Raw genomic sequence first — 24,953 nt, forward strand, 5'->3', positions numbered from 1 at the left:
CCATGCGAATCGCAGTCGGCGCTGTGAGCCACGAAACCAACACGTTCGCCGAGGGGACGACCGGACTCGGGACGTTCTCGACCGCCACCGGTAGCGAACTCCTGGAGACGGACGCGGTCGGACGGTCGCTCGGCGGTATCGTCGAGACGCTCGAAGACGAGGCCGAGGACGTCGAGATACTGCCGACGGTCGGCGCGAGCGCGCTCCCCGCACCCACCGTCGAGGCGGAGGCGTTCGAGTGGATGAAACGCGAACTGTTCGACCGACTCGACGGCGAACCCGTCGACGGCGTCTGTCTGGATCTCCACGGTTCGATGTTCGTCGAGGGCGACCCCGACCCCGAAGGTGCACTCCTCGCGGGGGTTCGCGACCGCGTCGGTTCCGAGGTGCCGATAACCGCGGCGCTGGACATGCACGCGACGATAACTGAACGGATGGTCGACTCGCTCGACGGCGTCGCGGGCTATCGCACCGCTCCACACACCGACGTGGCGGAGACGGGCATCCGAGCGGCGAACCTGTTGCTCGACGCCGTTCGCGGCGAGAAATCGCTCAGTCTCGGCTGGAAACGACTGCCGATGCTCTTAGCCGGCGAACAGTCGGAGTCGGAGGCCGAACCGATGCGCACGCTTGTCGGTCTACTCCGCGAGGCGGACCGGGCCGACGGCGTCTACGACGCCAACTACTTTCTGGGCTTTCCGTGGGCCGACAACCCCCACGCGGGGTGTCACGCGCTCGTGACCGGCGACGCGTCGGCGGCGTCCGTCGTCGACGAGACGGCGACGGACCTCGCGAGGGAGTTCTGGCGGCGGCGCGAGACGTTCGGCTTCACGACCGAGGCATACACCCCGACGACGGCGCTCGACGAGGCCGCCGGAACCCACGCGCGGCCGGTCGTCGTCGCCGACACGGGCGACATCCCCGGCGCGGGCGCGGGCGAGAACACGACGAACCTCCTCGCGGCGATGCTCGACCGGACCGACCTCGGAACGCCGCTGTTCGCCGTCGTCGCCGACGCCGACAGCTACGACCGCTGCCGCACGGCGGGCGAAGGGGCGACCGTCTCGCTCGAACTCGGCCGCGACTATCCGAGCGGAGCGCCGCTGGAACTCGCCGAAGCAGTCGTCGAGCGGCTCTACGATGCCGGCGGCGACGGCGATGGCACCGGTGACGGTGACGACACCGACGACGGAGTCGCGCTCGTGTCGCTCGACGGCGCGGACGTCGTCGTCAGCGAGCGTCGGACGAACGTCCACCGCGACCCGGCGTTTCTGCGGCGACTCGGCGTCGACCCGGACGCACGCGAGGTAGTCGTCCTGAAGAGCGGGTATCTGAGCCCGGCGTGGAAAACAGTCGCGGCACGGCGGCTGTTCGCGCTGACGCCCGGCGAGACGAACCAGCGACTCGTCGATCTACCGTACGAGCGGGTTCCGCGACCCATCTATCCGCTCGACGAGGACGCGACGTGGTCGGCGTAACGCCGCGCTAGGCGCACAGGACCCGAGACTCGTCACCGCCGTCGTCGTCGCCCCCGATGATTTTATCCGGGGTGTAGTCGATACGCCGGTATGGAGATAACCGGACTGCAAGCGTACGCCGTAGACGTGCCGCTCGTCCCCTTCGAGGACGGCGGTGTCGCGCCGTACGTGACGAACCACAACTCCCTGGAGCGCATGACCCGCGTGCTCGTCCGCGTCGACACCGACGAGGGTGTCTCCGGGTGGGGCGAGATGCGCGTCTTCCTCACGCCGGAGGCGACCGTCTCGGTGCTCGAAGACGGCATCGAACCGTTCGTCGTCGGTCGCTCGCCGTTCGAGGTCGAGACGTTCCGTCGGCAGGTGTTCATCGAGTACGCCAACGCCGACCTCTTCTTCGCGCCCGTAGAAGTCGCCTGCTGGGACATCGTCGGGAAGGTGCTCGACAGGCCGGTGTACGAGCTACTCGGTGGGTGGACCGCGCCCGGGCAGACCGAGACGCGCCACCGCGAACACCAGGGCGAGTACGCCGCCGAGCGTGACAACCGAACGGTCGAGGTGGCATACTGCCTCGGCATCCTCCCACCCGAGGAGTCCGCCGAACGCGCCGTCGAGGTTCGGGACGCGGGCCACTCGGTACTGAAGACGAAGGCCGGTCGCGACTGGCGCGACGACGTCGAGCGCGTGCTGGCGATGCACGACGCAGTCGGTGGCGACCTCCTGTTTCGCCTCGACCCGAACCAGGGATGGACCGTCGACGAGGCCGTTCGGGTCGGGGCGACACTCGCAGACGCCGGTGTCTACCTCCAGTATCTCGAACAGCCGATTCGCGTCGACGCCCACCGGACGCTCGCGTCGTTGCAGGCGCGCACGTGGCAACCGATTGCGCCGAACGAGGACACCTACGCTCCCCACAACCTCCGCCGTCTGATCGAGGCCGGCGCGATGGACGTCGCCGTTCTCGATCTGACGCCCGCCGGCGGCCTCTCCGGACTCCGACAGCAGGTCGCCCTCGTCGAGGACGCCGGAATCCCGGCGACGCACCACTGTGCGTTCGACCTGGGCATCCGGACCGCGGCGATTCTCCACGCCGCGTACGGGCTACCGGGGCTGACGCTCCCGCCGGATTCGGTGTACGGCGGCTGGGAGACCGACGTGGTTCGAGAGCCGTTCGAGATAACCGACGGCGCGCTGACCGTGCCACAGTCACCCGGACTGGGCGTCGACGTCGACGAACGCGTCGTCGAGGAGTACCGCATCGAATGACGTTCGGGTTCGAGGCGGGCGGCGACGACGGCGACTGCCACACCGACGCCGGGGTCGCGTTCGCGGCACACACCGCCCCGGAGATTCGCGCTCTCGGGGGGAGGGACGGATCGGTGCTCGTCCTCCCCGTCGGGAGCGTCGAACAACACGGCGACCACCTGCCGGTCGCGACGGACTCGATTCTCGCGTCGACGGTCGCCGCCGCGGGTGCGGCGGCGGTGGCCGACGACGTCCCGGTGCTAGTCGCACCGACGCTCTGGACGGGGTACTCGCCGCACCACCGCTCGTTCGGCGGGACGCTCACCGCCGAGTTCGACACGCTTTTCGACCTGCTGGGGACCGTCGCCGACGCCGCGCTGGACAACGGGTTCGACGCGTTGTTGTTGCTCAACGGTCACGGGGGCAATCGAGCGCTCGTCGACGCCGCGGTCACCGTCGTCGGACGCGCCCACCCAGACGTCGAGGCGCTCGGACTGACGTACTTCGACCTCGCCGCGCCGTTCGCCGACGAGGTGCGTGAGAGCGATACTGGCGGGATGGCTCACGGCGGCGAGTTCGAGACGTCGATGCTGCTGTACCTCCGACCCGAACTCGTCCGCGACGACGCGCCCGCGGCGTACTGGGACGAACCGTACGACCTCGCCGGAAGTGACCTGCTCGAAGGGGGGCCGCTGTCGGTGTACCGACCGTTCGAGGCGTACTCCGACAGCGGCGCTATCGGCGACCCCTCGCTGGCCAGCGCCGAGAAAGGCGAACGGTTCTTCGACGGCATCCGGGCAGAACTGGCGGCGCTTCTCCTTGACGTTCACGAGCGAAACGTCGACTGACGCCGCTCGCCATCGGCGGCGACGGCTGTCGGCGATGCGCCAGCGATGCGCCGGCGACGCGGTCACCTGTCCTCGGGGAGCAGTCCGACGGTACCGATCGACCCGTCCAAAAATCCGCTCACGAGGACGACGACGAGTCCGACCGCGGCGACGTACGCGTACATCGACTGGACGCCGACCAGATCGAGAAGGCGTCCGGACGCGAGCTCGCCGACGCCGGAACCGGCGGCGAAACCGAACCCGGTGAGGAACGTCTGTGCGGTCGACCCGATGGAGGCGGGCGCGAGTTCGTGAGCGAGGTTCACGGCCGCGAGCATGAACGCCGCGTAGCCGACGCCGAGGAGTAGTTGGAGGGCGACGACGAGAGCGGGGGCGGGCGCCGACGCATACGCCGCGAACGTGACGACGTGAAAACCCGCACCCGCAATCAGGAGTCGACGGTACGACGCGGTGAAATGCGCCGCGGCGAGGAAAACGGCTGCTTCGCCGAGCGTCTTCGCGGCGACGGAGAGACCAGTAAGCGCGTCGCTCCCGCCGAGACTCCGAACGTAGACGGACAGGTACGCGCTCCCGGCGGGGAACATCGTTCCCATCAGAAACGCCGCGACGACCAGGGCGGCGAAGTTGCGGTCTCTGACGAGCGACGCCGCGCGGAGACCGACGCTCTCGGTCGGCGGCCGATTCTCGACGGGAATCCGGAGGAGGATGACGGCGAGCACCGCCATACCGACGCCGAATACGTAGAAGACGACGACGGAGCCGAGACGCGCGCTGGCGACGCCGGCAGCCACCGCAGCGATACCGAAGGCGATGCTCCCGTACGCGCGGACGTTCCCGTACGACAACCCCGCCGAGAGCAACAGCGCGTTCGCCACCGGTCGAATCGGTGCGCGAAACGCCGCGAATCCGACCGTAACGGCCGCGACGAGCGGGAACACCGCCGCGACCCGCGGATACGACAATCCCATCACGCCCGCGCCGACGACGCTCACGAGTAGAATGCGCTTCTGAGCGCCGAAGCGATCGCTCAAAAGCCCCCACGCGGGCAGCGCGAGGATGCCGGCCGTCCGGAGGAGGAAACCGACCGTCCCCATCTCGACGCCGGTCAGCCCGATATCCTCGAAGTACGCGTTTCGGAACACGACGAATCCGCTCCACGCCGCGAAGTAGAGGAAGTAAAACGACTTGAAGTAGGTCCGGTCGTCCATCTCGGTTCGAGTTCGGTCGACTCGATCAGTCGCTCGCCGTTCGACGAGTCTCGTGAGGCGTCCACGGACTGTGCGATCGAGAGGACGACGGCGCCGCAGTCACGGCGTATCGAACTCCACGACGGTCTTGATGACGTCGTCGCCCGTCTCGAACGCCGCCTCCGCCTGTTCAGGCGCGTAGACGCCGGTGACCAGCGCGTCGGTGAACCAGTCGGGGAACCCGACGAGTCGTTCTTTCGCCGTCTCGAACTGTCTCACGTTCGAGTTGACGCTGCCGAACAGCGCCTTGTTCTCCAACACGAGTTCGCGGTGGAGTCGACCCCCGTCGACCTCGAACGCCCAGTCGTTCGGGATGCCGAGAAGTGCGCCGACGCCGTTCGGGGCCAAGGCGTCGACAGTCTCGAATGCGTGCTTCGCGTAGCCCGTCGCCTCGTAGACGAAGTCGACCGCCTCGTGGACGTCGGGCAGTTCGTCGACGGGCGTTTCGCGGGAGTCGACGTACGTCGCGCCGAGGTGTTCGACGATGTCGATGGTCGGGTCGGGTCGGTCTCGACGACCCAGACAGTACGTTCGCTCGAAGGGGAGCGACGAGGTCTCCAGGGCGGCGAGCGTGAGCAGCCCGAGCGGCCCGTTGCCGAGCACGAGCGCGCTCTCGGGGTCCCACTCGAACGCCGACCGGGAGGCGAATGCGTGCTCGAACGCTTTTTCGGCGTTCGAGAGCGGTTCGACGAGGAACCCGTGTTCGGCGAACTCGTCGGGGACGGGAACGAGGAACGCCGGCGGACTCGTGAAGAACTCCGACATGTACCCGTGCGCGCCGACAATACCCCGTTCTACGTACGTCCCATCGGGGGCCATGTCGGGTTCGCCGCGCTCGAAGTAACCGTTCGTCTCGCCCGACGGTCGCCGAACTGTGGGAACGACGAGCGTCCCCTCCTCCAGTTCGGTCCCGTTGGCGTCTTCGACGACGGCAACGGCTTCGTGGCCGAGAATCTGGTAGTCGTCGCCCTCCGGGTAGTCGCCGTGGTTCCCCCGTATCACCTCGTGGTCGGTGCCGTCGATACCGACTCGGAGTGTCCGGAGGAGGACCTCGCCGGTGTCGGGGGTGGGGTCGGGGACTGCTATCAGTTTCGGCGCGTCGGTTCCGCGTTCGACGGCGACAGCGTTCATCCGGTAGTTCCTCCGACTGATTTCGCGCGTACGCCCGTCGCTCTCGAACGACCGCGTTCGTCGCCACTAGTTGACATGGGTCGTGTTTGCTCGGCCCGGGTGATAAACGCTCCGACAGATAGCGATTCCGTCCGCAACTCCGCGGAGAACGCAGTAGTCGCTCCCGAGACGCAACGTTTTACCGACCAACGTACCTACGGTGTTCCAATGGAGAACGAAACGGGCGGGGCCGACCACTGGGCGGATCGGCAGCGCTCACCTCGTCGGTCCAAGGTGGGACGGGTGATAGAGACGTACGAACTCGACGGGTTCGGCGAGAAACTCGAAGCACAGTGGACTGCCGAGGGCGACGAGCGTTCGAGTTTGCGCGAACTCGCGACCGAGTTCAACCAGCGACTGCTCGAAGTCGCGTTGGAAGCGGCCGGGGTGTCACTCCTCGAAGGGGAAGTCGAGAACTACTATCGACTGTTGACCGACGACGACGTCACAAGCGGGACGAGAGTCCAGGCGGAGCGAACGCTCGAACGTCACGGTGTCGACGTCGAGACGCTCACCGCCGACTTCGTCTCACATCAGGCGATACACACCTACTTAGTGAAGTACCGGGGGGTCTCGCGTGACGACTCGACCGACGAGAACCGCGTTGAGAAGGTCGAGGTGAGCATCCGTCGCCTCCGGAGTCGGACACAGACCGTGACGACGAACTCGCTCCAGTCGCTCGTCGACGCCGGCGAGATCGAAGTCGGCGACCTCGACGTCTTGGTCGACGTGAACGTCCACTGCGGGTCGTGCGGACAGACGCTCACCGTCGACCAACTGCTCGCAGACGGCGGCTGTGAGTGTCGGGCCGACGAGCCCTGAGCCGAGGCGACGGCGCTGGGGGTCGGGGCGGTCGGGTGAATAAATTAAGATACAGTTTTCCAAATCAGGGTTTCAAGAGACAGAAAGGATGAGACAGAAGCGCCCTATAGAGCCAGAAAAGACGTTGAAAGTCGATATCTTGTAGCGCGTTGTCCGACTACGCGAATATCTGTAGTAAACGGTATCTTTTTCGTTTATACATACCTATATCTCTAGTATTTGGGTAGAAATAAGCAACAATAGAATTTTATACCCGGTGATAGTGGGGAATTTTGAATTAAAGCCCGGTGGAGATACTCTCGTTCGTGGCGAGAATAAACGCTATTTTTATTTATTATCATGCGAAGAACACGAGACGGGAGAGCCGACTCCCTGTCACCCGTGAGACGCGACGCTCGGGACGGCGGCGACGGCGAAACGACCGGCTGGGAACCGACGAGCGGCCGGCGGTATCGAAGAGAACGTGTCGTCTGCCGGCACGGAAGAACAGTCGTCGTATCGGGACGCGCGGAATCGACGGAGATGTGCGGGCCGTGACCCCCGCACAGTCCGTGACTCTGTCTGACGAGAGATCACCGTTCCACGTGACCAGGCGTGGCGGTGCTCGTGCAACGCCGCGTAACGCTGCAATACCTTCATCACGTGTCTGTGTGTTAGTTGTTGGCATCTGGTCAAATGTCGTCGTTGTTTCGACAGTAGAGTCGGTGTACTGCCGTCGGCGACGGGTTCTCGAACCTAGCGGACGGCCGGCGGCGAGCGGCGCTCGAACCCGGGGGTAATTTGGCGGAACAGTTATATCAAAGTGAAAGAAATCGCCGGTTATGGACATACTTCGTCATCTGCTCGACAACCCGGATCCACCGAAGGAGCCGCCGTGTACGCAGAACCGGAAACGGTTCTACGACGAAACAACCGACGCGTCGGCCGTCACGTTGTTCTGGGAGGACATCTCTGCGCTCAAGGCGTTGCTCGAATACGAAGCGACGACACCGATGCCCGAGGGCGAGACTCTCGCGGTTGGGACGGTTCCGGCGGATGTACCGACCGACGAACTCTCGCTGCGGATGGCTCACGAACAACTTCTCTCGGAACTGAACCTCCTCGCGAACCAGTGGGAGGACCAACTCGACAGCTCGCCGTACTCCGTCTGGCTACCCGAGGATTACAGCGCCCGAATGCAGATCTATCTTCGACACTGTGAGGCACGCGTCGAAAACGAGGCCGACCCGTTCTCGCCACCGGAGTCGTTCGACCGAGTGCGCTCGCTCGTCGGACGCTGCTCCGCGGCCGACGAGGACGACGCTGCGTCCGCCTTCGTCGGCAGAGAGCACGTCCCGCTCACCGATCACGAGCGGCGGTAGATACCGACGCGTCGGCTCCGCCGGGGTCTACTGCCAACAGGTTGATAACGGCCCGACCCTGCATTTTGGGTGCGCCGCCACCGGCGACGCAGCATCGTCCGGACTGGTATCCACCTGACGGAAGACGGTTTCTTCGGCCTTCCGACGCTTTTTCGTGGGATTCACGCGACAACACCAACAGCGTCGCGGTCGCCACCGCCGACGGTCGATACCGACACGTGAGCGGACGACGCCAGACGACGCCGGACACGACCCAATTTCATTAGGCGCGTGACTGTTGTACGTGTCGTTCGTCCCTTCAGTTGAGTCACCCTCGGCGACCCGTCACTACGCCGACCGTGGTGCTCCTCGGACGACCTGCTTGGCCGTGGTGTCGTTCGACTCGCCGGACCGTGCCACGTTCCGGCCTTTTCGAACCGTACGAGCGGTGCGTACCGCCGGACGTCACGCCGAGGACGACGACCGCCGCCCGTCGGTCTCGTCGGCGTGGTCGCGTTCCTCGTCTCCCGACGGAGACACGTGTCGGCGTTCGCTCATCTAGGCGCCTTACATTCGTTTATTATTGAATTACCAGCAGTAGTGATACTGCGAGGAGCTATATTCAACAATGTAGAGTTATATCATATGCACGACTTGAGCGGCTTCCAACGTGACCTGTTGTACGTCATCTCAGGTATGGACCGTCCGTCGGGCCAGGAAGCGAAAGAGCGACTCGAAGAGTACATCGACGGCGACATCAACCACGGACGGTTATACCCGAATCTCGACACGCTCGTGACGAAGGAATACGTGGAGAAGGGACCGATAGACCGGCGGACGAACTACTACGCGATAACCGAACGAGGCGAGAACCAGATTCGCGAGCGCCGAGAGTGGGAGAAAGCACAGATCTCGGTCGAAAGCTAGCCGTCCGCCGCCGTCGGTCTCGCATACACGTCCGATAGCTTCGCGCTCGTCGACCGGAGGTCCCATACCCGCTCGCCGCCGAGTGAAGCCGTGACCGACGACCACAGAAACGCGGGCTACGAACGACTGTTCGGCACCGAGGCGCTCTCGTTCGGTGTCGGATTTCCGCTCACCGACGCGCGGGAGTCGTGCCCGTCCGTCTCCGAGGAGATGGCGCTCGCGGCACACGCCGAGCGCGTCGGGTTCGACGCGCTGTGGGCGCGCGACGTGCCGCTGTACTGGCCGCGGTTCGGCGACGCCGGCCAGACGTTCGACACGTGGCCGTGGCTGAGTCACGTGGCCGCGCACACGACGGATATCGCGCTCGGAACCGCCAGCGTCGTTCTTCCGCTCCGGCATCCGCTCCACGTCGCAAAGAGCGCCGCCTCCGTCGACAGACTCTCTGGGGGCCGCCTCGTGATGGGTGTCGCGACCGGTGACCGGGACCCGGAGTTTCCCGCCTTTGACGTCGACGCCGAGGACCGCGGTGAACTGTTCCGCGAGAGCGTCGACGTGCTCCGGACCCTCTGGCGCGAGGAGTTCCCCGAGGTCGACGCCGACTGGGGGACGCTCGACGGCTCGCTCGACGTCGTCCCGAAACCGACGACCGGGACGCTTCCGCTGTTGCCGACCGGACACGCCCGGCAGTCCGTCGAGTGGATTGCCGACAACGGCGACGGCTGGTTCTTCTATCACCTCCCGACGAAGACGCTCGAATCCTACCTCGACGACTGGCGGACGGCCGCCGGCGAGAAACCGTACGCGATGGCCGTCCGGACTGAACTCACCGACGATCCCCGCGCCGACCCCGAACCGCTCCATCTCGGCTACCGCGCCGGAAGCGAGTGGTTCGCCGACTACTTCCGGGAACTCGACGAGATGGGCGTCGACCACGTGCTGGTGTCGACGCCGGGCGAAGACCCCGAAACCGAACTGACGCGGTTCGCCGAGGAAGTCGTGGAGCGCGTTCGCTGACGGGGACGAAAGGGTTGTGGAACGAGCGGTCGGCACACCGTCTCGCGGAACCGTCGAACCGCGTTACTCACCCCTCTCCGGCGGTTCGACGATGAGTCGAGAGTTGTCGACCACGGTGACGGTGTGACCGCTATATTCGAACTCGACGACCACTTCGGTCCCGCTTTGGACGGCGTTTTCCACAGCCTCCATGTCGATGGTTTCGTAGAGCGATGGGAGTTCGGACCGCCGGGACCCCGAGACGCTCTCGACTGCCTCGACGACATCCACGACGAGCGCTCTCTCCTCCGAGCGTCTGAACTGTTGTTTCCCGCAGTCCATATTTAGTTAGTGACGGTGCGAATTGGTAAATAAGGCCTACTTGATATATACGGCGTCAGTATCAGATTAGTGAGATGGACCCCGAGACTCCGAGTTAACGTTCCTCCCGTTTCGAAGTCTCCGTACGAGGGCGGCGGAAAATTCGAAAGTAGTTTCAATATTTAGGTGAGCCTAAACGTATGGACAACGATTCAGAGGCAAGCGGGTCGCTGACGCGCCGCAACTACATCAGGTACGGCGGCACAGTCGTCGGTGCCGGGCTGCTCGCAGGTTGTGCCGGCGACGACGGAGCCGAGGAAGAGACACCGGGAACGACGGGCGGGTCTGGAAACGACAGTACAGAAACGACGAATACGGAAGCCGACCCGGAGACGACGGATTCGAGCGGGTCGTATTCAGTCTCGATGGCACCAGTCGGGACGGTCGAATTCGATAGGGTACCCCAGAACGTGATGGTGTACAGTTTACTGTACGCGGATATGGCCGTCGCGTACGGCCACGGCGACTCGGTGAACGCGCTCGGCTTCGACGCGGACGCCGGCGGCAACACGCTGGACGCGTACTACGAACGCCTCGACGGTGTCTCCTTCGACCGGAGCGGCCTGGAGCAACTCAACACCGGCTCCGGCGACGTCGACGTCGACAAGGAACTGGTCTACGAGTTGAACTCCGACCTCCACCTCGTCGACCCGTGCCTCGTCATGTCGTTCGACGGCTGGGAGCGGTCCGACGTCGACGAGATTCGCGAGAACGTCGCGCCGTGGTTCGGCAACGTGTACAGTCGGGAACACGGTCAACCGCCCGAGGAGTGTCGAGACGAGTACGAGTACTACACGCTCTGGGAACTCTCCGAGAGAGTCGGCGCCGTCTTCGGAGAACGAGAGCGGTTCGAGGCGCTGCAGTCGGTCCACGACGACCTCCTCGGCCGGATCAACTCCGACCTGCCGCCGCGAGCGGAGCGCCCTACCGTCGCGACGGTGATCTTCATGGAGGAGACGTTCTACCCGTCGAAGCTCAACGCGCCGGGGTTCGCGAGGGCGCACACCCGCCCGCTCGAAGCGACCGACGCGTTCGCCGACGAGGACGTGACGTACGAGACGACGTACGACTACGAGACGATGCTCGAAATCGACCCCGACGTCATCCTCCACACGTTCGGCATCGCCTCCTACTACGACGTCGCGCACATCCGACGGACGCTCGAAGACCACCCCGTCGCCAGCGACCTGACGGCGGTCCGGAACGACCGCGTCTACGCCTCGGGTAATCCGGTTCAGGGCCCGCTTATGAATCTCTTCCAGCTGGAGATGACCGCCAAACAGCTCTACCCCGAGCAGTTCGGCGAGTGGCCCGAGTACGAGAACGGCGACCCCTATCCGGAGATTCCGGAGGAGGAGCGGCTCTTCGACCGCCAGCGCGTCGCCGACATCGTCGTCGGCGAGTTCTGACGGGAGCGAGCGCTCCGCGACGACTCACCCCACGAACTGGAGCACGGCGAGAATCGTACCGGCGGACGCGACGGTCGTCGCGAACACGTTCGCGGAGGCGAGGTTCGCGTCGCCCCCGAGTTCGGTCGCGTAGATGAACGTCGAGACGGCCGTCGGCATCGCGAGCATCAGCACGCCCGCCTGCGTCGTCGACACGTCCGCAGACAGCAGCGAGAACGTCGCCAACGCGATGACGGGCATCACGAGCATCTTGAGCGCGACGACCGACCCCACCGTCGAGGGGTCGACCGTCGCCTCGTCGAGCGACAGCGACGCGCCGACGACGACGAGCGCGACCGGAAGCGCTAGCTGTGCCACCGCGTCGAGTCCCGTCCACAGACTGCCTGGGACCGAGACGTTCAGGGCCGCGCAGACCAACCCGACGGCGAGTGCAGCGAGGACCGGATTGGCGAACAGTCCGCCGAGTTCCTCGCGCAGGTCCGCGTCGGCGTTGTTGACGAAGACGAGCACCGCGACGGTCAACGGGACCTGCGTCAGCGCACCGATACCGAAAAGCAGGCTCGCCTTCGCGGTGACGACGCCGCCGAACGCCGCCGCGGTTATCGGCAGGCCGAGAAAGCCGAGGTTACAGTGGTACGACTGGACGACGGCGACGCTCCGGACCGCCGGCGACGACTCGCGACGATGGACGACCCATCCGATCGCGGCGGCGGCGAGAAGCACCGTCCAGAAGCCGACGACGAGGCGTGGTTCGAGCACCTCTCGGAGCGACTGCGACGCCGTCGACGTGAAGACGAGTGCGGGAAGCGCGACGTAGAAGGCGAACTGCGTGAGTCGGTCCGTGTGGGCGTCGTCGAGGAGACCGAGTCGTCGGACGGCGAACCCGACGGCCAAGAGGACCAGAAGATACACCAGATTCGAGACGACATCCATGCCGACACCTCAACCGCCGACGTACTTCATCCTACGGCAGGTGGCAACGAAGGACGCGTTCGCCATCGCGACTGGCCCGGGTTCGACAGCGAACCTACCGTCCCGAGTTCGTCCGAGTGATGTCGCACACTCCCTTCGGTTCCCATCGCTGTCCACCTATCTTCTCGAACACGTATCTTTGTGTGTCGTCGATGAACAGCAGTCTCGATTCTTTACTCACATCTCCGCTTCGTATTCGACGTGTAAAATACTTTTTCGCACGAACGTTTCTGCGGGACTCGTCACGCTTAAACGTGGGCATCCGTCGAGTAGCTCGAACGAGCCTGAGAAACGGACTACGGAGGGTTCGGTTCTCGCTCGGCGACCCTCGGTTCGTTCCGTTAGCCGAGTACGATCCCCGAGGCGTACGAGCCCCCGGAAGAAGCTATCTGCGGGGATACCCGCCACGTACGACCTACCTGTGGTGCGCTTCGTCCCACTTCTCGCGGCAGTCGTCGCCGCAGAGCGGGTAGATTCGGAGCACACAGTTCCCGTTGCGTACCGTCGCAACTGGGTACCACTCGCTCGTGTCGATGGTGGCGCCGCAGTACTGGCAGCGCTCCTGTCTGTCCGACCCGGAGCACCCCCTATGAGAGGTGTCGGTGGCGCGTTCGTCGTCCGAAGCGAGAGTCGGCTCTGCGTCGGACGCCGCCCGGTCCACCCGGTCGGAGATTGTCGATGAGACTGACTCGGACTGTCGCATTTCAGTTCTCAAGCGGGTCGACGACGGCGGCAGCCTCGGAGGGAGACAGCTCAACCCGTATCTCGCCGGTCCCGCGGACGGTGACCTGACAGCCAGCCATTTCGAAATCGAGTTCCATCGAGTTGTCCGTCGGGCCGGCCGAGGAGAAAATCGCGTCCAGGGCGTCGGGATCGATAACGTCGTAGAGCGGGTCGAGTTCCAAGGGGTCGACGTTTCGCGCTTCCGCAACTGCGAGAACAACCGCGTTGCTGACGTTCTGGTCCCCAGAGACTTGTCGGACTCCAACGGCGGGAGTCGAGATTCCATCCATACTACGAACGTTGAGACGTTCGGGGAAATCGACTACTCCTACATTCATAGTGTCATCTCAGGGTGAACACTACGTGTGTTGGTCGCTCCGTTCTAGGGGGGTGGTCCATCCGTTCTAGAAGACGGGACCGTCGTCGAACAGCATCGCACAGAGTTTTCGCTCCGCGGCTCGGAGGTGGGCGTTGAACGTCGGTTGCGTGATATCGAGCGTCGTCGCAACCTCCTCGCCCGTCCGGTCGCGCGGCCACTCGAAGTAGCCGCTGTGGTACGCCGTCTGCAGCACCTCCAACTGGCGGCGCGTGAGGTCGTCTTCGAGCGTCGTACCGAACGCCTGCTGAGACCGGTCGGTCCGTTCTCTGTTCCGACGCGCGCGGAGTCTCGTCTCGGGATACTTCTCTTCGACCCGGGTGACGAACGCACGCACGTCCGTCGCGTCCGGAAGTTCGACGACGACTCGGGTGAACGTCCCCTCGACCTGGATCGAGCGAGCGATGCCGCCACACTCGACGAGCACCGACGGAACCGTCGTCCCGGAGACGACAACCTCGAAGCGGAGGCTGTCTGCGTCGTCTCCCCCGCCGATGTAGTCGATATCCCGGATTCCGGGGACGGTGGCCGCGGCGTCGACGACGGCGTCCGACGACGCGTCGGTCGCGCTGAAGAAGATTCGCGTCGTCCCGTCCGTCTGCGGGACGAGACCGCCGTAGCTGAGGTGACATCCCGCTTCACGTGCGAGCTGTTCGAGCTGTCCGCCAGTCTCGCGAATCTCCAGTTCGAGTTCGACGACCGTGTCGGTCAACAGCGTCCGGCGCGTCTCCACGGAGTTCATCGCGTAGGCGATGGTCTCGCCTAGTTGCTCGAAGACGCGCTTCGAGCGGTCGGTGAAGGCGTCCGTTTCGGTCGCAAACACCGTCAGCACGCCGTAGGGTAACTCGTGGTACTGAAGCGGGATACTGATAGCCGACTGAAGTCCTCGCGCGATAGCGGCTTTCCGCCACGGTTCGTCGCGAATCCCCGAGGCGATGTTGGAGACGACCGTCGCGGTCTCGGTCGACACCGTCGCCGCCGCCGGCGAGGCGCTGTCGCTGACTGACAACGAGACGACGTCGAGATAGTCCGGTTCTGCGCCAGCCCAACTGCGCGAAGTTATCTCTTCGTCCACCACCTCTCCGATCCAGGCGAACGCGAACCGCTCGGTCTGAGTCAAGAGCTCACATACGGCCTGCTCTATCGCGTTGCGCGTCGTGGCCTGCACGAGCACCTGGTCGATCTCGCGGATGAGATCGTTTATCCGGTTTAGTTCCTCCAGCTGGCGGTTCTGCGACGCTAGTTCGCGTTCCTGTCGCCGGAGCGACTCCTCGTGCTCGACGCGATCGAGCGCGGCCTCGGTCGTCGCCGCCAGATGGTCAGCCAACTGCTGGGTCTGCTGGTCGATACCCTCGGGTTCCTCCGAGAGGATGAAGAGTACGCCGTGGCCGTCGAGCGGAATCCAGAGCCCACTCCGCAGCGGTACGTCGAGTCGGCGGAAGAGCTCTACCTCCCGAAGGTTGTCGCGCACGATGGTCTCGTCGTCGACGAACGCCCGCCACGTGATCGTCGACTCGTCCGGGCGTAGCGACGGTGCGTCGCCGAGGTCCAACTCGGGATAGTTGGTGTACAGAGCAGTCGGTTCGAGCATGTTCGTCTCCACGTCGAAGAGGTAGATACCGACGCAGCGCCCCCCGAACATGTCGACGGCGGCGTCGACTGCAAGCTGACTCACCTCGGCTTTCGACGCCGCCTGCACCAACTCGCGGCTCGCGCCGTGCAGCGCCGCCTGCGTCCGTCCGAACTTCTTTCGCTCGATGGCGTGTCGGATCGACCGGTACAGCAGCGTGGGGGTCAGTTCGTCCTTGACGAGGTACTCCTGTGCGCCCTGCTGGACCGCCTGTACGCCGACGGTCTCGTCGTGGACGCCGGTCAGGACCACGACCGGGACCTCGTTCGTCCGGTCGCGGACCGCTTCGAGCGTATCGATTCCCGAACTGTCGGGGAGGCCGAGGTCGAGAAGTAGCACGTCGACCCGCGACGCTTCGAGTTGCTCCAGTCCGTCGGCCAAGCGGTCGGTTCGTCGTAGTCGTGGCGTGCCGACGGAGTCGGACTCCGAGAGCGTTACCGCTCGTTGGGTCGCCTCGTCGAGCAACTCTTCGATGAGTCGGACGTCGCCGGGGTTATCCTCGACGAGGAGCACCTCGAGTGTCTCTTCGTCCGACATACTCAGTTGTGGTTCGACGGCGGGAGTTCGACGAACTGTAGCCAGAACTTCTCGAACGTCCGAGCGAGGTCGATGAACTCCTCGGGGTCGACCGGCTTCACGAGGTAGGCGTTGGCGTGGAGGTCGTAGCTCCGGGCGATATCCTCGTCGGCTTCGGAACTCGTCAACACGATTATCGGTATCTGCCGCAGAGCGGGTGTGCCCTTTATCTCCCGGAGGACGGCTTTCCCCTCGAGGTTCGGGAGGTTCAAATCGAGGAGGACGAGTCCTGGGGTGGGAGCGTCCTCGTACTCGTCGCGCTGGTAGAGAAAGTCGAGCGCCCGCTCCCCGTCGTGGACCACGTGGAGTTCGTTCCGAATGCCGCTCTCGTCGAACGCTTCCCGCGTGAGTCGAACGTCACCGGGGTTGTCCTCGACTAGCAGCACTTCCGCCGGGTCGATAGATGAATCACTCATGTAAATCCTCTCGAGTTGTCGGTATCGTGGAGCGGAACGTCGAACCCTCGCCGTCGGACTCGACCCGGATACAGCCGCCGTGACGGTCGACGATTCGCTGACAGAGCGCGAGGTCGATGCCCATCCGCGTACTCGGTTCTCGGGTGAAGTCGGTGGAACCGTTCGAAGATCTCGTCGTCTTCGACGGGTCGATGCCGATTCCCTCGTCGCTGACGGCGAACTCCCACTCGTCGTCTCGCCTCGTCGCCGACACCGCCACGCACGGCCTGCCGTCGCCGCTGTAGGTGATGGCGTTGGCGACGAGGTTCTGAAGCAGTTGGACCAACTGGAGCTCGTCGAGGGGGAGCGTCGGCACGAACGTCCAGAGGCCGATAGACGCCGCCCACGTCGCCACTTCGGGTTGGTCGCGCGTCGACGCGCCGGTCAGTAGGGGGGTGAGGTCTCGAAGAACGCGGAAGTGTGCGTGGTGTTGGCGTGCAGCCTCCATCGACTCACAACTAACGAACCGAGCGTCTTGAATCCTCTCATCAGTAAACCGACTCACGAGCGCGGCGCAGTGCATAGCGTGACTGTTGCACGGCGTGCGTGCGCATCACGAGTCGAAACGAAGTGGCGACAGGCGTTACTATGAAACCAGCTATCGAAGCCGAACCGACAACCGGGTGAGCTCGGTCTCAGCATGACGTATCGCTGCCGCTGTACGGTGTGTGAGTTCGAGGCCACCGTCGCGGACGTGGGGCCGCCTTCGATCTGCAGGCCGACCACGCCGACGAACACGACGAACCAGACACACTCGACTTCACCCGAACTGATTCGGATGCTCTCTCGTAGAGGGGGACGGCACGACTTCGTGCATAAGTATTTAGATACAGGAGCGAATATTGTATGCATGGCGAAACTCGACGAGGTGTCGACTGAACGTCTCCGAGATGCACTCTCGAACGCTGCGGACGCGAAGGAGGCGAAACGGGTCATCGTCGCCCTCGACTACAAAGACGGCCAGTCGGTAGACGAGTTGAGCGAACGGTACGGAATCCCTCGTTCGACGCTGTACTCGTGGTTAGAGCGGTTCGAGAACGACCCTGTCGAATCCGCGGTCACCGACGAGAGTCGACCGGGACGACCGCCGAAACTCACAGAAGAAGCACTCGCCGAACTCCGAGCTGACGTGGCCGCATCTCCGTCGAAACGAGGGTACGACGCCGAGGAGTGGACGACAGCGATGTTTCGAGAGTACATCGAGGAGCGGTATGGTGTCACATACTCCGAAGGCCACGTCCGGCGGTTACTTCGGCAACTCGAGTGAATGGAACGAACGTCGAATCCGAGGGACGCACAGTCGAGAGTTATCCAATTACTTTTATTCGGGGATGCTCGAAAAGGTTCCCAGTTGAACCGAGTCAGTCGAGTTCGACCGTTGTCTCCTCGTCGGCCGCTCGGTGAATGGCTTCGATAGTTCGCATATCGGTCAGCCCGTGTTCGCCGTCCGGGTAGATAGTCGCCTCCGAGAGCAGTCGGTCGGCGAAGTAGTCGAACTCCTCGGTCATCTCTTCGACCGCCTCGAACGAGTCGTGTGACAGTTCGACCGTCAGGTCGCCGTTCGAGGCGTACAGCGTGCACTCGCCGTGAAACGCCGGGCGGAGTTCGAGTTGCCCGTCGGTGCCGGTGATCTTCAACTGTGTATCCGGGTGGGCCCGCTGACTCGCGGTAGAGACCATCTGAACGCCGTCTTCGAGGACGGCGAGAACCGACGACCGTTCGTCGGGGACGGCGTCGAACGCCTCGTGGTGCGACGACATCCGGGCTTCGACCGTCACGGGATCGCGCCGAAGCAGGTAGCGAGTGGTGTTTATCGAGTAGATGCCGAGGTCCATCACCGACGTCCCGTAGCCGGTCAGTTCGGGGTCGAGTCGCCACTGATTCTCGTCGGGGATCATCTCCAACAGCGGCTGTGAGTTGTTTCCGTACACCTGTACTGGCTCCCCGAGGAAGCCGTCCTTGACGAGTTCGCGCGCGCGGCGAACGGCCGGGTCGGTCTGCATCCGGTAGGCGACCATCAGCGGGACGCTCGCGTCCTCGCATACGTCGACCATCCGCTCGGCGCGCTCGACGCTCGCCTCCATCGGCTTCTCACAGAGAACGCCTTTACCGAGTTCTGCTGCGGTCTCCGCGTATTCGAGATGATACGCGTTCGGCGTCGCGACGTACACCGCGTCGTACGCGTCCGCGGCCGCGCCGTCGTGGTACTCCTCGTAGGAGATCCCTCGATCGACATCGTGGTCGTCGGCGATTCGGGACGCCTTCTCTCTCGAACTGCTGACGAGGACAGTCGTCTCGCAGAACTCCGACTCCGATATCGCGGGGAGCGCGACGTCCGTCGTCCACCACCCGAGTCCGACGAGCGCGTAGCGAACCGTCCCCTCGGTCGACTGCTGCCAGTCGCGTCGGCGGGCGCGAGCGCGTAGCCGCGTCCACGCCGTCTCACTCCCGTCGCGCCCGGTCGACGGCCGCACGGAACTGCGCTGCGCGCTCGGTCAGCACGTCGTACTCCCCTTCGGCGATCGCATCGGAGTCGACGAGACTGCTGCCGACGCCGACGGCCGTCGCCCCGGCGTCGACGTACGCTTCGACGTTGTCCAGCGACACCCCACCGGTCGGCACGAGCGGCAACTGTGGAAGCGGCCCACCGAGACTGCGGACGTAGTCGGGGCCGAGCGACGACGCCGGGAAGATCTTCAGCAGGTCCGCGCCCGACTCGTACGCCCGGACGGCTTCGGTGGGCGTCTGCACACCGGGAGCGACGACCGCCCCGTAGCGATTGCAGGTCTCGACGACGTCGGGGTCGAAACTCGGCGTGACGACGAACGACGCACCCGCCAAAAGCACCGCTCGCGCCGTCTCGCTGTCGAGCACCGTCCCGGCCCCGACGAGCGCCTCCGAGTCGTCGAACGTCGACGTAACGGCTTCAAGTGTGTCGAGCACGCCCGTCGTGTCGGCGGTTATCTCGACGGTGTCGACGCCACCGGAGACGAGCGCGTCGACGACGTCGATGGTTCGGTCGGCGTCGACGCCGCGGACAATTCCAATGACCCCGTTCTCGGCTATTCGGACGTACGCCGAGTGAGACTGCGTAGACGACTCTGTCGTCATCGGACTCACTCTCGCTCCTGCTGCTGAACGGAGAGCGTCGCCGGGGCAGCATCGGTAACGGCGACGTCGTAGCTGTCGACCGATTCGTCGCCGACGAGCCATCGAGCGTCCGCGCCGATGTCGACCGTCACCGGGTCCGAACTGAAATTCGTTACCCACGTCAACCCGTTCCGCTGGGCCATCCGAACCTGGTTTGGGAGCCGTGGTGTCGTTTTCACGTCCGCTCGCGTCAACAGGTCGTCAACGAGTTCGTCGGCGAGAGAAGCCTCCGGCCACGTGCCGACATACACAACCGAGCCATCGCCGACGGTGTTGTGAACGACTGCCGCCTCGCCGTCGGCGAGTTCGCCTACGTACCGGCCGACGACGTCGGCGCTGTCGGACACCGGCGAGAGCCAATCGTTCCAGACGTGACAGGCGAACCGCTCACCGCCGTAGCCGACGCTGCTCTCGATGCGTTCGGGGACGCTTTCGAAGCGAGTGACCTCCGTGCCGAGGAGGTCGGTTAGTGGGCCCGGTTGCTGCGTCTCGTGGAGTTTGTTGTACGGGTCCTTCACCCCCGACCGCATTGTCACGAGGAGTTCGCCGCCCGAGCGAACGTACGAGTCGAGCCTCTCCGCCAGCCGGTCGTCCACGAGATAGAGCGTCGGCGCGACGACGGCGTCGTAGTCGGCTAACTCCGTCGACGGAGGGACGATGTCGACAGTCACGGACCGTGCTTGTAATGCCGCGTAGTACGTTTCGAGGTGTTCCCAGTAGTCGAAATTGGGTGTGTTCGGTTCGATTTCCAGCGCCCAGAGGTTGTCGTAGTCGTGGAGGATGGCCACGTTCGCCTCAGGAATCCGGGGCGTTCGTCCGTCTCCGCCCTCGGCGCGGTCACAGAGCAGTTCATCGAACTCCGTGGACGCCTGCGTCGCGTCGTGATAGCCCCGGTTCGGCGAGCCGTCGGGCGCGAGGAGACCGCTGTGGTACTGTTCCTGTCCCATCCGGCACTGTCGCCAGCGGAAGTACGAGACGACGTCAGCGCCGTGAGCGGCCGCAAACTGCGCCCAGAGTCGCATCGCCCCCTCTCCAGGTTGCGTCGAGTACGGCGGCCAGTTGATGTCGCCCGGCTGCTGTTCCATCACCCAGAACGGCGACCCGGTGGCGCTGCGATACAGGTCGTGGTTGAGCGCGATCTGGTCGGGATCGCCGGCACGCAGTTGCGCGCTCGTCGCCGCCGTCGAACGCTCCTGAACGTGGCCGGTCGGGTAGGAATCCCACGACGCGAAGTCGAGGTCCGCGGAGACGTCGTACGCGTCAAGCGCGCCGAAGTGTCCCATGAAGTTGTGCGTGACGAACCAGTCGTCGTTCGCCTCGCGGAGCAGGTCGGTCTGCAGGCGATTGTACTCGACGACGCTGTCGCTGCTGAACCGGTAGTAGTCGAGCAGTCGGGCGGGGTGGTGGTCGGCAGCCGTATGTCGCGGTGGGTCGACTTGCGCGAACGAGTTGAGTTCTTGACTCCAGAACGCGTTCCCCCACGACTCGTTCAGCGTCTCGATGTCGCCGTACTTCTCTTTGAGCCACTGCCGAAACGCAGTCGCGCAGTCGTCGCAGTAGCACCGAATCGTGCCGTGACAGCCGTACTCGTTGTCGGTCTGCCATCCGGCGACCGCTGGATCGTCCGCGAACGCCGCCGCCAGCGTCTCGGTGATACGTCGCGTTTCACGCCGGTAGATCTCGGAGTTGTAGCAGTAGTGTCGTCGACTCCCGTAGTGTCGGGGGGTACCGTCCGCCTCCTCCTGTCGTATTCCCGGATACTCGTCGACGAGCCACTTCGGGGGCGTCGCCGTCGGCGTGCAGAGCACCGCCTGCATCCCGTGTTCGCCGATGACCGAGACGGCCTCGTTCAGCCACTCGAAGTCGAGTTCTCCGGGTTCCGGTTCCAGTCGCGACCAGCTGAACTCGCCCATGCGGACGTACTGTAACCCCGCGTCCGCCATCCGTTCGATATCTCGCCCCAGTCGCTCCGCCGGCCAGTGCTCCGGAAAGTAGCAGACTCCTACTCTCATGTGTGTTTGTCTCTCTGTAACACGATAAAAGCGTGGTGTTTCTTCGTGGAAGTGGCGAGTTAGACGCTCTGCGTCCGCGTGTACTGGTCGTAATCCATGTCTGTCTCGCCCGTCTTCGTCTTGATCGCCTCGGTCGTCTCCGCGTCGAACAGGTAGATATCTTCCTCCTCGAAGCCGAACTCGACAGTCGACCCCTCGTCGGGATAGATCTCGCTCTGGATACGGGCGGTGATATCGACTTCACCCGTCCGCCCGTAGAGGAAGTTCTCGTTACCCATCTGCTCGACGACGGTCACCTCGCTCGGGAGGCTCCCGCCCGCAGCCAGATATAGGTCTTCGGGGCGGATTCCGACGCGGACCCGGTCGCGCCCCGCGACGACGGAGTCGTCTTCGAACGTGTAGGAGAACCCGCCGGGTCCGGTGAGCGTAGGGCCGTCTACCTCGGCGGTGAACAGATTTATGCTCGGACTGCCGATGAAGCCGGCAACAAACTCGTTGGTGGGACTACGATACACCTCGCTAGCGGTACCGACCTGTTGGAGTTCGCCGCCGTTGAGCACGACAATCCTGTCGCCCATCGCCATCGCCTCGGTCTGGTCGTGTGTCACGTACGCGGTAGTGACGCCCAGCTCCTGCTGTAACTCCTGTAGCTCCGTCCGCATCGTCGACCGGAGTTTCGCGTCGAGGTTCGAGAGCGGTTCGTCCATCAGGAACACTTCGGGGTCGCGGACGATGGCGCGACCGAGCGCGACGCGCTGCTGCTGTCCACCGGAGAGTTCCTTCGGTTTCTTCTCCAAGAGGTCCTCAATGCCAAGCAGTTGCGCGACGTTCTCGACCTGCGCGTTTATCTCTTCGCTCGACTGCTTGGTCGAAAGCCGAAGTGGGAAGCCGATGTTCTTCCGCACGGTCATGTGCGGGTATAGTGCGTAGTTCTGGAACACCATCGCGACGTCGCGTTCCCGTGCACGTTTGTCGGTCACGTCTTCGCCGTCGAACTCGATGGTCCCGTCGGTCACATCCTCGAGCCCGGCGATACACCGGAGCGTCGTCGTCTTTCCACAGCCCGACGGTCCGACGAAGACGAGGAACTCCCCGTCCTCGATTGTGAGGTTGAAGTCGTCGACCGCTACGATCTGTTCGCTGCCGTTACCGAACGCCTTACGAAGGTTCGTGATGTCGATTGTTGCCATTTGTGATCACCTTATTGCTTGACCGATCCGGAGAGGATGCCCTTGATGAAGTACTGTTGTAGTGTCAGGAACACGATGAAGATGGGCGTTACGGCGAGAGAGGTTCCGACCATGATCTGGTCGAACGCCACCCGCTGTTGCCCGACGAGATCCGCCAGCGCGAGCGGGATCGTGAACATCTGAGGATCCTGTAGGATGACAAGCGGATAGAGGAACGCCTGCCACTGGTTGAGAAAGAGAATAATAGCGAGCGCTGCCAGCGACGGGAGCATCGTCGGCAGCGCGATCTTGTAGTACAGTTGAAATTCGGTGGCTCCGTCCATGCGAGCCGATTCCAGGAGCGAGTCCGGAATCGCCTTCATGTTCTGCCGCATCAGGAAGATACCGAGCGGGTTCGCCGCCCACGGTAGAATTACCGCTAGGTAGGAGTTGGTCCACCCGATCTGCACCATGAGCAGGAACAGTGGGATGATTAGCAACTGGATGGGAAGTACGAGCGTCGCTAGAATGAAGTAGAACAGCGGTTCCTTGAACCGGAACTCGTACTTCGCGAAGGCGAACCCCGCCATCGAGCAGAGTATCAGCGACAGTATCGTGTACGACACCGCGATGATGATGCTGTTGCCGATGCTCCTGACGAAGTCGACGTTCTCCTGCAGCGCGCGGAAGTTCTCGAGGAAGTGCGTCCCCGGAAGCAGGCGCGGCGGCCACGAGAAGAACTCTGACTGGGGAATCGTCGCCGCAACGAGCATCCAGTACAGCGGTATCAGCACTATCGCTGTGACGACGAGCAGGAAGATGTAGCTCCCGAACTTCCAGAGCGCCTCCTGTTTGTCCTGTGTCTGCATTACGATTCACTCCCGTACCGAATTTGGATTATCGACATTGCACTCACGAGCACGACGAGGATGACCGATACCGCACTGGCGTATCCGAGGTTCAGCTGGATGAACGCCTGATTGTAGATGTACTGTACGATGGTGATAGTCGCGTTCGAGGGGCCGCCGCCGGTGATGACGTACGGCTCGGCGAATATCTGGAACGTGCCGATAGTCGAGGAGACGATGACGAACAGCAATACCGGCCGGAGTTGTGGCACCGTAACGTACCGGAACTTCTGCCAGCGGCTCGCACCGTCGATCTCCGCCGCCTCGTAGAGCTGTTCCGGTACCGTCTGCAACCCTGCAAGAAGGATTATCATGTTGTAGCCGAGCCAGCGCCACGTCACCGCGACGACGAGCGTTATCCGCGCCCAGAACGCATCTCCGAGCCACGGAATCGAACCGACCCCGATAGTCTCCAAGAGGTAGTTGACGAGTCCGACCTCCCCGTTGAACAGGAGCAGGAAGATCGTCGAGTACGCCACGAGTCCTGTCGCCACCGGGAGCGCGATGAGCGTCCGGAACAGCCCCTTCGCGCGGATGAACTTGGCGTCCAGCACGAGCGCCGTGGCCAGTCCGAGGATGACCATCGTCGGCACCTGTACGAAGAAGATGAACGACGTATTGAACAGCGACCGGTGGAACAGCGAGTCCCTGAAGATGAGCCGCTCGTAGTGACTCAGACCGACGAACTCGAGGTTTGCGATCTCCGGGATCGTAATCAGGAGCGGTCCCATCTGGATGCTCAGCAGAATCTCGTTCGAGGCTCCAACGTAGTTAAAGAACGAGAGGTAGAACGTGTACGCGGCCGGAAACAGCAGGAAGATGGCGAACAGGATGAAGAACGGTGAGACGTAGAGGTACGGCAACCCCGGAATCGCAGGCATCGCTCTCGAGATATCTTGGCGCGCGTATCTAACGCGATCTGAGAGGTGCTGATACGTCGTCGACGACCGAACCGTCGATTGGATGGCGGTGAGTACCATACCGAGTGACTACTCCTCCCCTCCGCTCTGCTTGACTGTCCGCCCCGTCTCGGGCGTGGTCCTGGTTATCGCTCGGGTGTGCTCGTCAGTCGGGGAACGACTCCCGTCGGAACGAACCCGGCAGAATACGGTACTCTCGGGGTCG

The 24,953-nt window shown here is 63.8% G+C and carries 24 protein-coding genes; 9 read left to right on the forward strand and 15 right to left on the reverse strand.

Features of this window, described 5'->3' with window-relative positions; genetic code table 11:
- Positions 1-2: 2 nt before the first annotated feature.
- From LAQ74_RS18210 to LAQ74_RS18220, 3 genes are all read left to right on the forward strand, one after another.
- Positions 3-1,478 carry a M81 family metallopeptidase gene (locus LAQ74_RS18210; RefSeq protein WP_224337562.1) on the forward strand — a complete coding sequence of 492 codons (1,476 nt, stop codon included), beginning with the start codon at positions 3-5 and terminating at the stop codon, positions 1,476-1,478.
- 90 nt (positions 1,479-1,568) lie between these two features.
- Positions 1,569-2,741, forward strand: a complete 1,173-nt coding sequence (locus LAQ74_RS18215; RefSeq protein ID WP_224337564.1) for a mandelate racemase/muconate lactonizing enzyme family protein — start codon at positions 1,569-1,571, stop codon at positions 2,739-2,741.
- On the forward strand, positions 2,738-3,568 hold the full coding sequence (locus LAQ74_RS18220; RefSeq protein ID WP_224337566.1) for a creatininase family protein: 831 nt from the start codon (positions 2,738-2,740) through the stop codon (positions 3,566-3,568). The genes LAQ74_RS18215 and LAQ74_RS18220 overlap by 4 nt, the downstream gene beginning before the upstream one ends.
- A gap of 62 nt (positions 3,569-3,630) precedes the next feature.
- Here LAQ74_RS18220 and LAQ74_RS18225 read toward each other — a convergent pair whose 3' ends face one another.
- Together LAQ74_RS18225 and LAQ74_RS18230 are read right to left on the reverse strand one after the other, a co-directional pair.
- Complete coding sequence (locus LAQ74_RS18225; RefSeq protein WP_224337567.1) at positions 3,631-4,776, reverse strand: MFS transporter; 1,146 nt, start codon at positions 4,774-4,776, stop codon at positions 3,631-3,633.
- A gap of 99 nt (positions 4,777-4,875) precedes the next feature.
- The gene (locus tag LAQ74_RS18230) at positions 4,876-5,946 is read right to left on the reverse strand and encodes a glucose 1-dehydrogenase (protein ID WP_224337569.1); all 1,071 of its coding nucleotides are present in this window, start codon (positions 5,944-5,946) and stop codon (positions 4,876-4,878) included.
- Positions 5,947-6,153: 207 nt separating this feature from the next.
- Here LAQ74_RS18230 and rdfA point away from each other — a divergent pair, with 207 nt between their 5' ends.
- The 4 genes from rdfA to LAQ74_RS18250 all read left to right on the forward strand — a co-directional run bounded on the left by rdfA (position 6,154) and on the right by LAQ74_RS18250 (position 10,088).
- Positions 6,154-6,807, forward strand: coding sequence for a rod-determining factor RdfA (rdfA, locus tag LAQ74_RS18235; protein WP_224337571.1), 654 nt, complete (start codon positions 6,154-6,156; stop codon positions 6,805-6,807).
- 821 nt (positions 6,808-7,628) lie between these two features.
- On the forward strand, positions 7,629-8,168 hold the full coding sequence (locus LAQ74_RS18240) for a hypothetical protein (RefSeq protein ID WP_224337573.1): 540 nt from the start codon (positions 7,629-7,631) through the stop codon (positions 8,166-8,168).
- A 624-nt stretch (positions 8,169-8,792) separates the two neighbouring features.
- Positions 8,793-9,074 (forward strand): PadR family transcriptional regulator, encoded by a 282-nt coding sequence (locus LAQ74_RS18245; RefSeq protein ID WP_224337574.1) that lies wholly within the window; start codon positions 8,793-8,795, stop codon positions 9,072-9,074.
- Between the two features lie 90 nt (positions 9,075-9,164).
- Complete coding sequence (locus LAQ74_RS18250) at positions 9,165-10,088, forward strand: LLM class oxidoreductase (protein ID WP_224337576.1); 924 nt, start codon at positions 9,165-9,167, stop codon at positions 10,086-10,088.
- A 63-nt stretch (positions 10,089-10,151) separates the two neighbouring features.
- Here the strand turns inward: LAQ74_RS18250 and LAQ74_RS18255 are convergent, their stop codons facing one another.
- A complete protein-coding gene (locus tag LAQ74_RS18255) occupies positions 10,152-10,409 on the reverse strand; it encodes a HalOD1 output domain-containing protein (RefSeq protein WP_224337578.1) in 258 nt (85 codons plus the stop codon).
- A 179-nt stretch (positions 10,410-10,588) separates the two neighbouring features.
- Here LAQ74_RS18255 and LAQ74_RS18260 point away from each other — a divergent pair, with 179 nt between their 5' ends.
- On the forward strand, positions 10,589-11,857 hold the full coding sequence (locus tag LAQ74_RS18260) for an ABC transporter substrate-binding protein (protein ID WP_224337580.1): 1,269 nt from the start codon (positions 10,589-10,591) through the stop codon (positions 11,855-11,857).
- A 24-nt stretch (positions 11,858-11,881) separates the two neighbouring features.
- Here LAQ74_RS18260 and LAQ74_RS18265 read toward each other — a convergent pair whose 3' ends face one another.
- The 6 genes from LAQ74_RS18265 to LAQ74_RS18290 all read right to left on the reverse strand — a co-directional run bounded on the left by LAQ74_RS18265 (position 11,882) and on the right by LAQ74_RS18290 (position 17,037).
- Positions 11,882-12,790 (reverse strand): AEC family transporter, encoded by a 909-nt coding sequence (locus tag LAQ74_RS18265; protein ID WP_224337582.1) that lies wholly within the window; start codon positions 12,788-12,790, stop codon positions 11,882-11,884.
- Positions 12,791-13,244: 454 nt separating this feature from the next.
- Positions 13,245-13,532 carry a DUF7576 family protein gene (locus LAQ74_RS18270; RefSeq protein ID WP_224337584.1) on the reverse strand — a complete coding sequence of 96 codons (288 nt, stop codon included), beginning with the start codon at positions 13,530-13,532 and terminating at the stop codon, positions 13,245-13,247.
- 1 nt (position 13,533) lies between these two features.
- On the reverse strand, positions 13,534-13,842 hold the full coding sequence (gene ddfA, locus LAQ74_RS18275) for a DdfA family disk-determining factor (RefSeq protein ID WP_224337586.1): 309 nt from the start codon (positions 13,840-13,842) through the stop codon (positions 13,534-13,536).
- A gap of 114 nt (positions 13,843-13,956) precedes the next feature.
- On the reverse strand, positions 13,957-16,095 hold the full coding sequence (locus LAQ74_RS18280) for a bacterio-opsin activator domain-containing protein (RefSeq protein ID WP_224337588.1): 2,139 nt from the start codon (positions 16,093-16,095) through the stop codon (positions 13,957-13,959).
- A gap of 2 nt (positions 16,096-16,097) precedes the next feature.
- Positions 16,098-16,550 (reverse strand): response regulator, encoded by a 453-nt coding sequence (locus LAQ74_RS18285; protein ID WP_224337590.1) that lies wholly within the window; start codon positions 16,548-16,550, stop codon positions 16,098-16,100.
- A complete protein-coding gene (locus LAQ74_RS18290; protein WP_224337592.1) occupies positions 16,543-17,037 on the reverse strand; it encodes an ATP-binding protein in 495 nt (164 codons plus the stop codon). The genes LAQ74_RS18285 and LAQ74_RS18290 overlap by 8 nt, the downstream gene beginning before the upstream one ends.
- Positions 17,038-17,439: 402 nt before the next feature.
- Between LAQ74_RS18290 and LAQ74_RS18295 the strand changes: the two genes are divergently transcribed.
- Positions 17,440-17,856: a helix-turn-helix domain-containing protein gene (locus LAQ74_RS18295; protein WP_224337594.1), complete on the forward strand. Its 417-nt coding sequence runs from the start codon at positions 17,440-17,442 to the stop codon at positions 17,854-17,856.
- A gap of 94 nt (positions 17,857-17,950) precedes the next feature.
- Here LAQ74_RS18295 and gfo6 read toward each other — a convergent pair whose 3' ends face one another.
- From gfo6 to LAQ74_RS18325, 6 genes are read right to left on the reverse strand one after another with little or no spacing between them, the layout of a single operon-like run.
- Positions 17,951-19,063 (reverse strand): D-xylose 1-dehydrogenase Gfo6, encoded by a 1,113-nt coding sequence (gene gfo6 / locus LAQ74_RS18300; RefSeq protein ID WP_224337596.1) that lies wholly within the window; start codon positions 19,061-19,063, stop codon positions 17,951-17,953.
- On the reverse strand, positions 19,032-19,700 hold the full coding sequence (locus LAQ74_RS18305; protein WP_224337598.1) for a bifunctional 4-hydroxy-2-oxoglutarate aldolase/2-dehydro-3-deoxy-phosphogluconate aldolase: 669 nt from the start codon (positions 19,698-19,700) through the stop codon (positions 19,032-19,034). Before LAQ74_RS18305 ends, gfo6 begins: the two co-directional genes overlap by 32 nt.
- A 5-nt stretch (positions 19,701-19,705) precedes the next feature.
- Complete coding sequence (locus LAQ74_RS18310) at positions 19,706-21,751, reverse strand: beta-galactosidase (RefSeq protein WP_224337600.1); 2,046 nt, start codon at positions 21,749-21,751, stop codon at positions 19,706-19,708.
- A 59-nt stretch (positions 21,752-21,810) separates the two neighbouring features.
- Positions 21,811-22,941, reverse strand: a complete 1,131-nt coding sequence (locus tag LAQ74_RS18315) for an ABC transporter ATP-binding protein (RefSeq protein ID WP_224337602.1) — start codon at positions 22,939-22,941, stop codon at positions 21,811-21,813.
- An 11-nt stretch (positions 22,942-22,952) separates the two neighbouring features.
- Positions 22,953-23,789 carry a carbohydrate ABC transporter permease gene (locus LAQ74_RS18320; RefSeq protein ID WP_224337605.1) on the reverse strand — a complete coding sequence of 279 codons (837 nt, stop codon included), beginning with the start codon at positions 23,787-23,789 and terminating at the stop codon, positions 22,953-22,955.
- Positions 23,789-24,808, reverse strand: coding sequence for a carbohydrate ABC transporter permease (locus tag LAQ74_RS18325; RefSeq protein ID WP_224337606.1), 1,020 nt, complete (start codon positions 24,806-24,808; stop codon positions 23,789-23,791). The genes LAQ74_RS18320 and LAQ74_RS18325 overlap by 1 nt, the downstream gene beginning before the upstream one ends.
- Positions 24,809-24,953: the final 145 nt, after the last annotated feature.

The organism is Haloprofundus halobius (assembly GCF_020097835.1).
Taxonomy (GTDB): Archaea; Halobacteriota; Halobacteria; order Halobacteriales; family Haloferacaceae; genus Haloprofundus; species Haloprofundus halobius.

What these genes read in the sequence shown, in the direction of transcription:
- LAQ74_RS18210 (WP_224337562.1), top strand. Translation starts at nt 3, where the DNA reads ATGCGAATCGCAGTCGGCGCTGTGAGCCACGAAACCAACACGTTCGCC.
- LAQ74_RS18215 (WP_224337564.1), top strand. Translation starts at nt 1,569, where the DNA reads ATGGAGATAACCGGACTGCAAGCGTACGCCGTAGACGTGCCGCTCGTC.
- LAQ74_RS18220 (WP_224337566.1), top strand. Translation starts at nt 2,738, where the DNA reads ATGACGTTCGGGTTCGAGGCGGGCGGCGACGACGGCGACTGCCACACC.
- LAQ74_RS18225 (WP_224337567.1), bottom strand. Translation starts at nt 4,776, where the DNA reads ATGGACGACCGGACCTACTTCAAGTCGTTTTACTTCCTCTACTTCGCG.
- LAQ74_RS18230 (WP_224337569.1), bottom strand. Translation starts at nt 5,946, where the DNA reads ATGAACGCTGTCGCCGTCGAACGCGGAACCGACGCGCCGAAACTGATA.
- rdfA (WP_224337571.1), top strand. Translation starts at nt 6,154, where the DNA reads ATGGAGAACGAAACGGGCGGGGCCGACCACTGGGCGGATCGGCAGCGC.
- LAQ74_RS18240 (WP_224337573.1), top strand. Translation starts at nt 7,629, where the DNA reads ATGGACATACTTCGTCATCTGCTCGACAACCCGGATCCACCGAAGGAG.
- LAQ74_RS18245 (WP_224337574.1), top strand. Translation starts at nt 8,793, where the DNA reads ATGCACGACTTGAGCGGCTTCCAACGTGACCTGTTGTACGTCATCTCA.
- LAQ74_RS18255 (WP_224337578.1), bottom strand. Translation starts at nt 10,409, where the DNA reads ATGGACTGCGGGAAACAACAGTTCAGACGCTCGGAGGAGAGAGCGCTC.
- LAQ74_RS18260 (WP_224337580.1), top strand. Translation starts at nt 10,589, where the DNA reads ATGGACAACGATTCAGAGGCAAGCGGGTCGCTGACGCGCCGCAACTAC.
- LAQ74_RS18265 (WP_224337582.1), bottom strand. Translation starts at nt 12,790, where the DNA reads ATGGATGTCGTCTCGAATCTGGTGTATCTTCTGGTCCTCTTGGCCGTC.
- LAQ74_RS18270 (WP_224337584.1), bottom strand. Translation starts at nt 13,532, where the DNA reads ATGCGACAGTCCGAGTCAGTCTCATCGACAATCTCCGACCGGGTGGAC.
- ddfA (WP_224337586.1), bottom strand. Translation starts at nt 13,842, where the DNA reads ATGGATGGAATCTCGACTCCCGCCGTTGGAGTCCGACAAGTCTCTGGG.
- LAQ74_RS18280 (WP_224337588.1), bottom strand. Translation starts at nt 16,095, where the DNA reads ATGTCGGACGAAGAGACACTCGAGGTGCTCCTCGTCGAGGATAACCCC.
- LAQ74_RS18285 (WP_224337590.1), bottom strand. Translation starts at nt 16,550, where the DNA reads ATGAGTGATTCATCTATCGACCCGGCGGAAGTGCTGCTAGTCGAGGAC.
- LAQ74_RS18290 (WP_224337592.1), bottom strand. Translation starts at nt 17,037, where the DNA reads ATGGAGGCTGCACGCCAACACCACGCACACTTCCGCGTTCTTCGAGAC.
- LAQ74_RS18295 (WP_224337594.1), top strand. Translation starts at nt 17,440, where the DNA reads ATGGCGAAACTCGACGAGGTGTCGACTGAACGTCTCCGAGATGCACTC.
- LAQ74_RS18305 (WP_224337598.1), bottom strand. Translation starts at nt 19,700, where the DNA reads ATGACGACAGAGTCGTCTACGCAGTCTCACTCGGCGTACGTCCGAATA.
- LAQ74_RS18310 (WP_224337600.1), bottom strand. Translation starts at nt 21,751, where the DNA reads ATGAGAGTAGGAGTCTGCTACTTTCCGGAGCACTGGCCGGCGGAGCGA.
- LAQ74_RS18315 (WP_224337602.1), bottom strand. Translation starts at nt 22,941, where the DNA reads ATGGCAACAATCGACATCACGAACCTTCGTAAGGCGTTCGGTAACGGC.
- LAQ74_RS18320 (WP_224337605.1), bottom strand. Translation starts at nt 23,789, where the DNA reads ATGCAGACACAGGACAAACAGGAGGCGCTCTGGAAGTTCGGGAGCTAC.
- LAQ74_RS18325 (WP_224337606.1), bottom strand. Translation starts at nt 24,808, where the DNA reads ATGGTACTCACCGCCATCCAATCGACGGTTCGGTCGTCGACGACGTAT.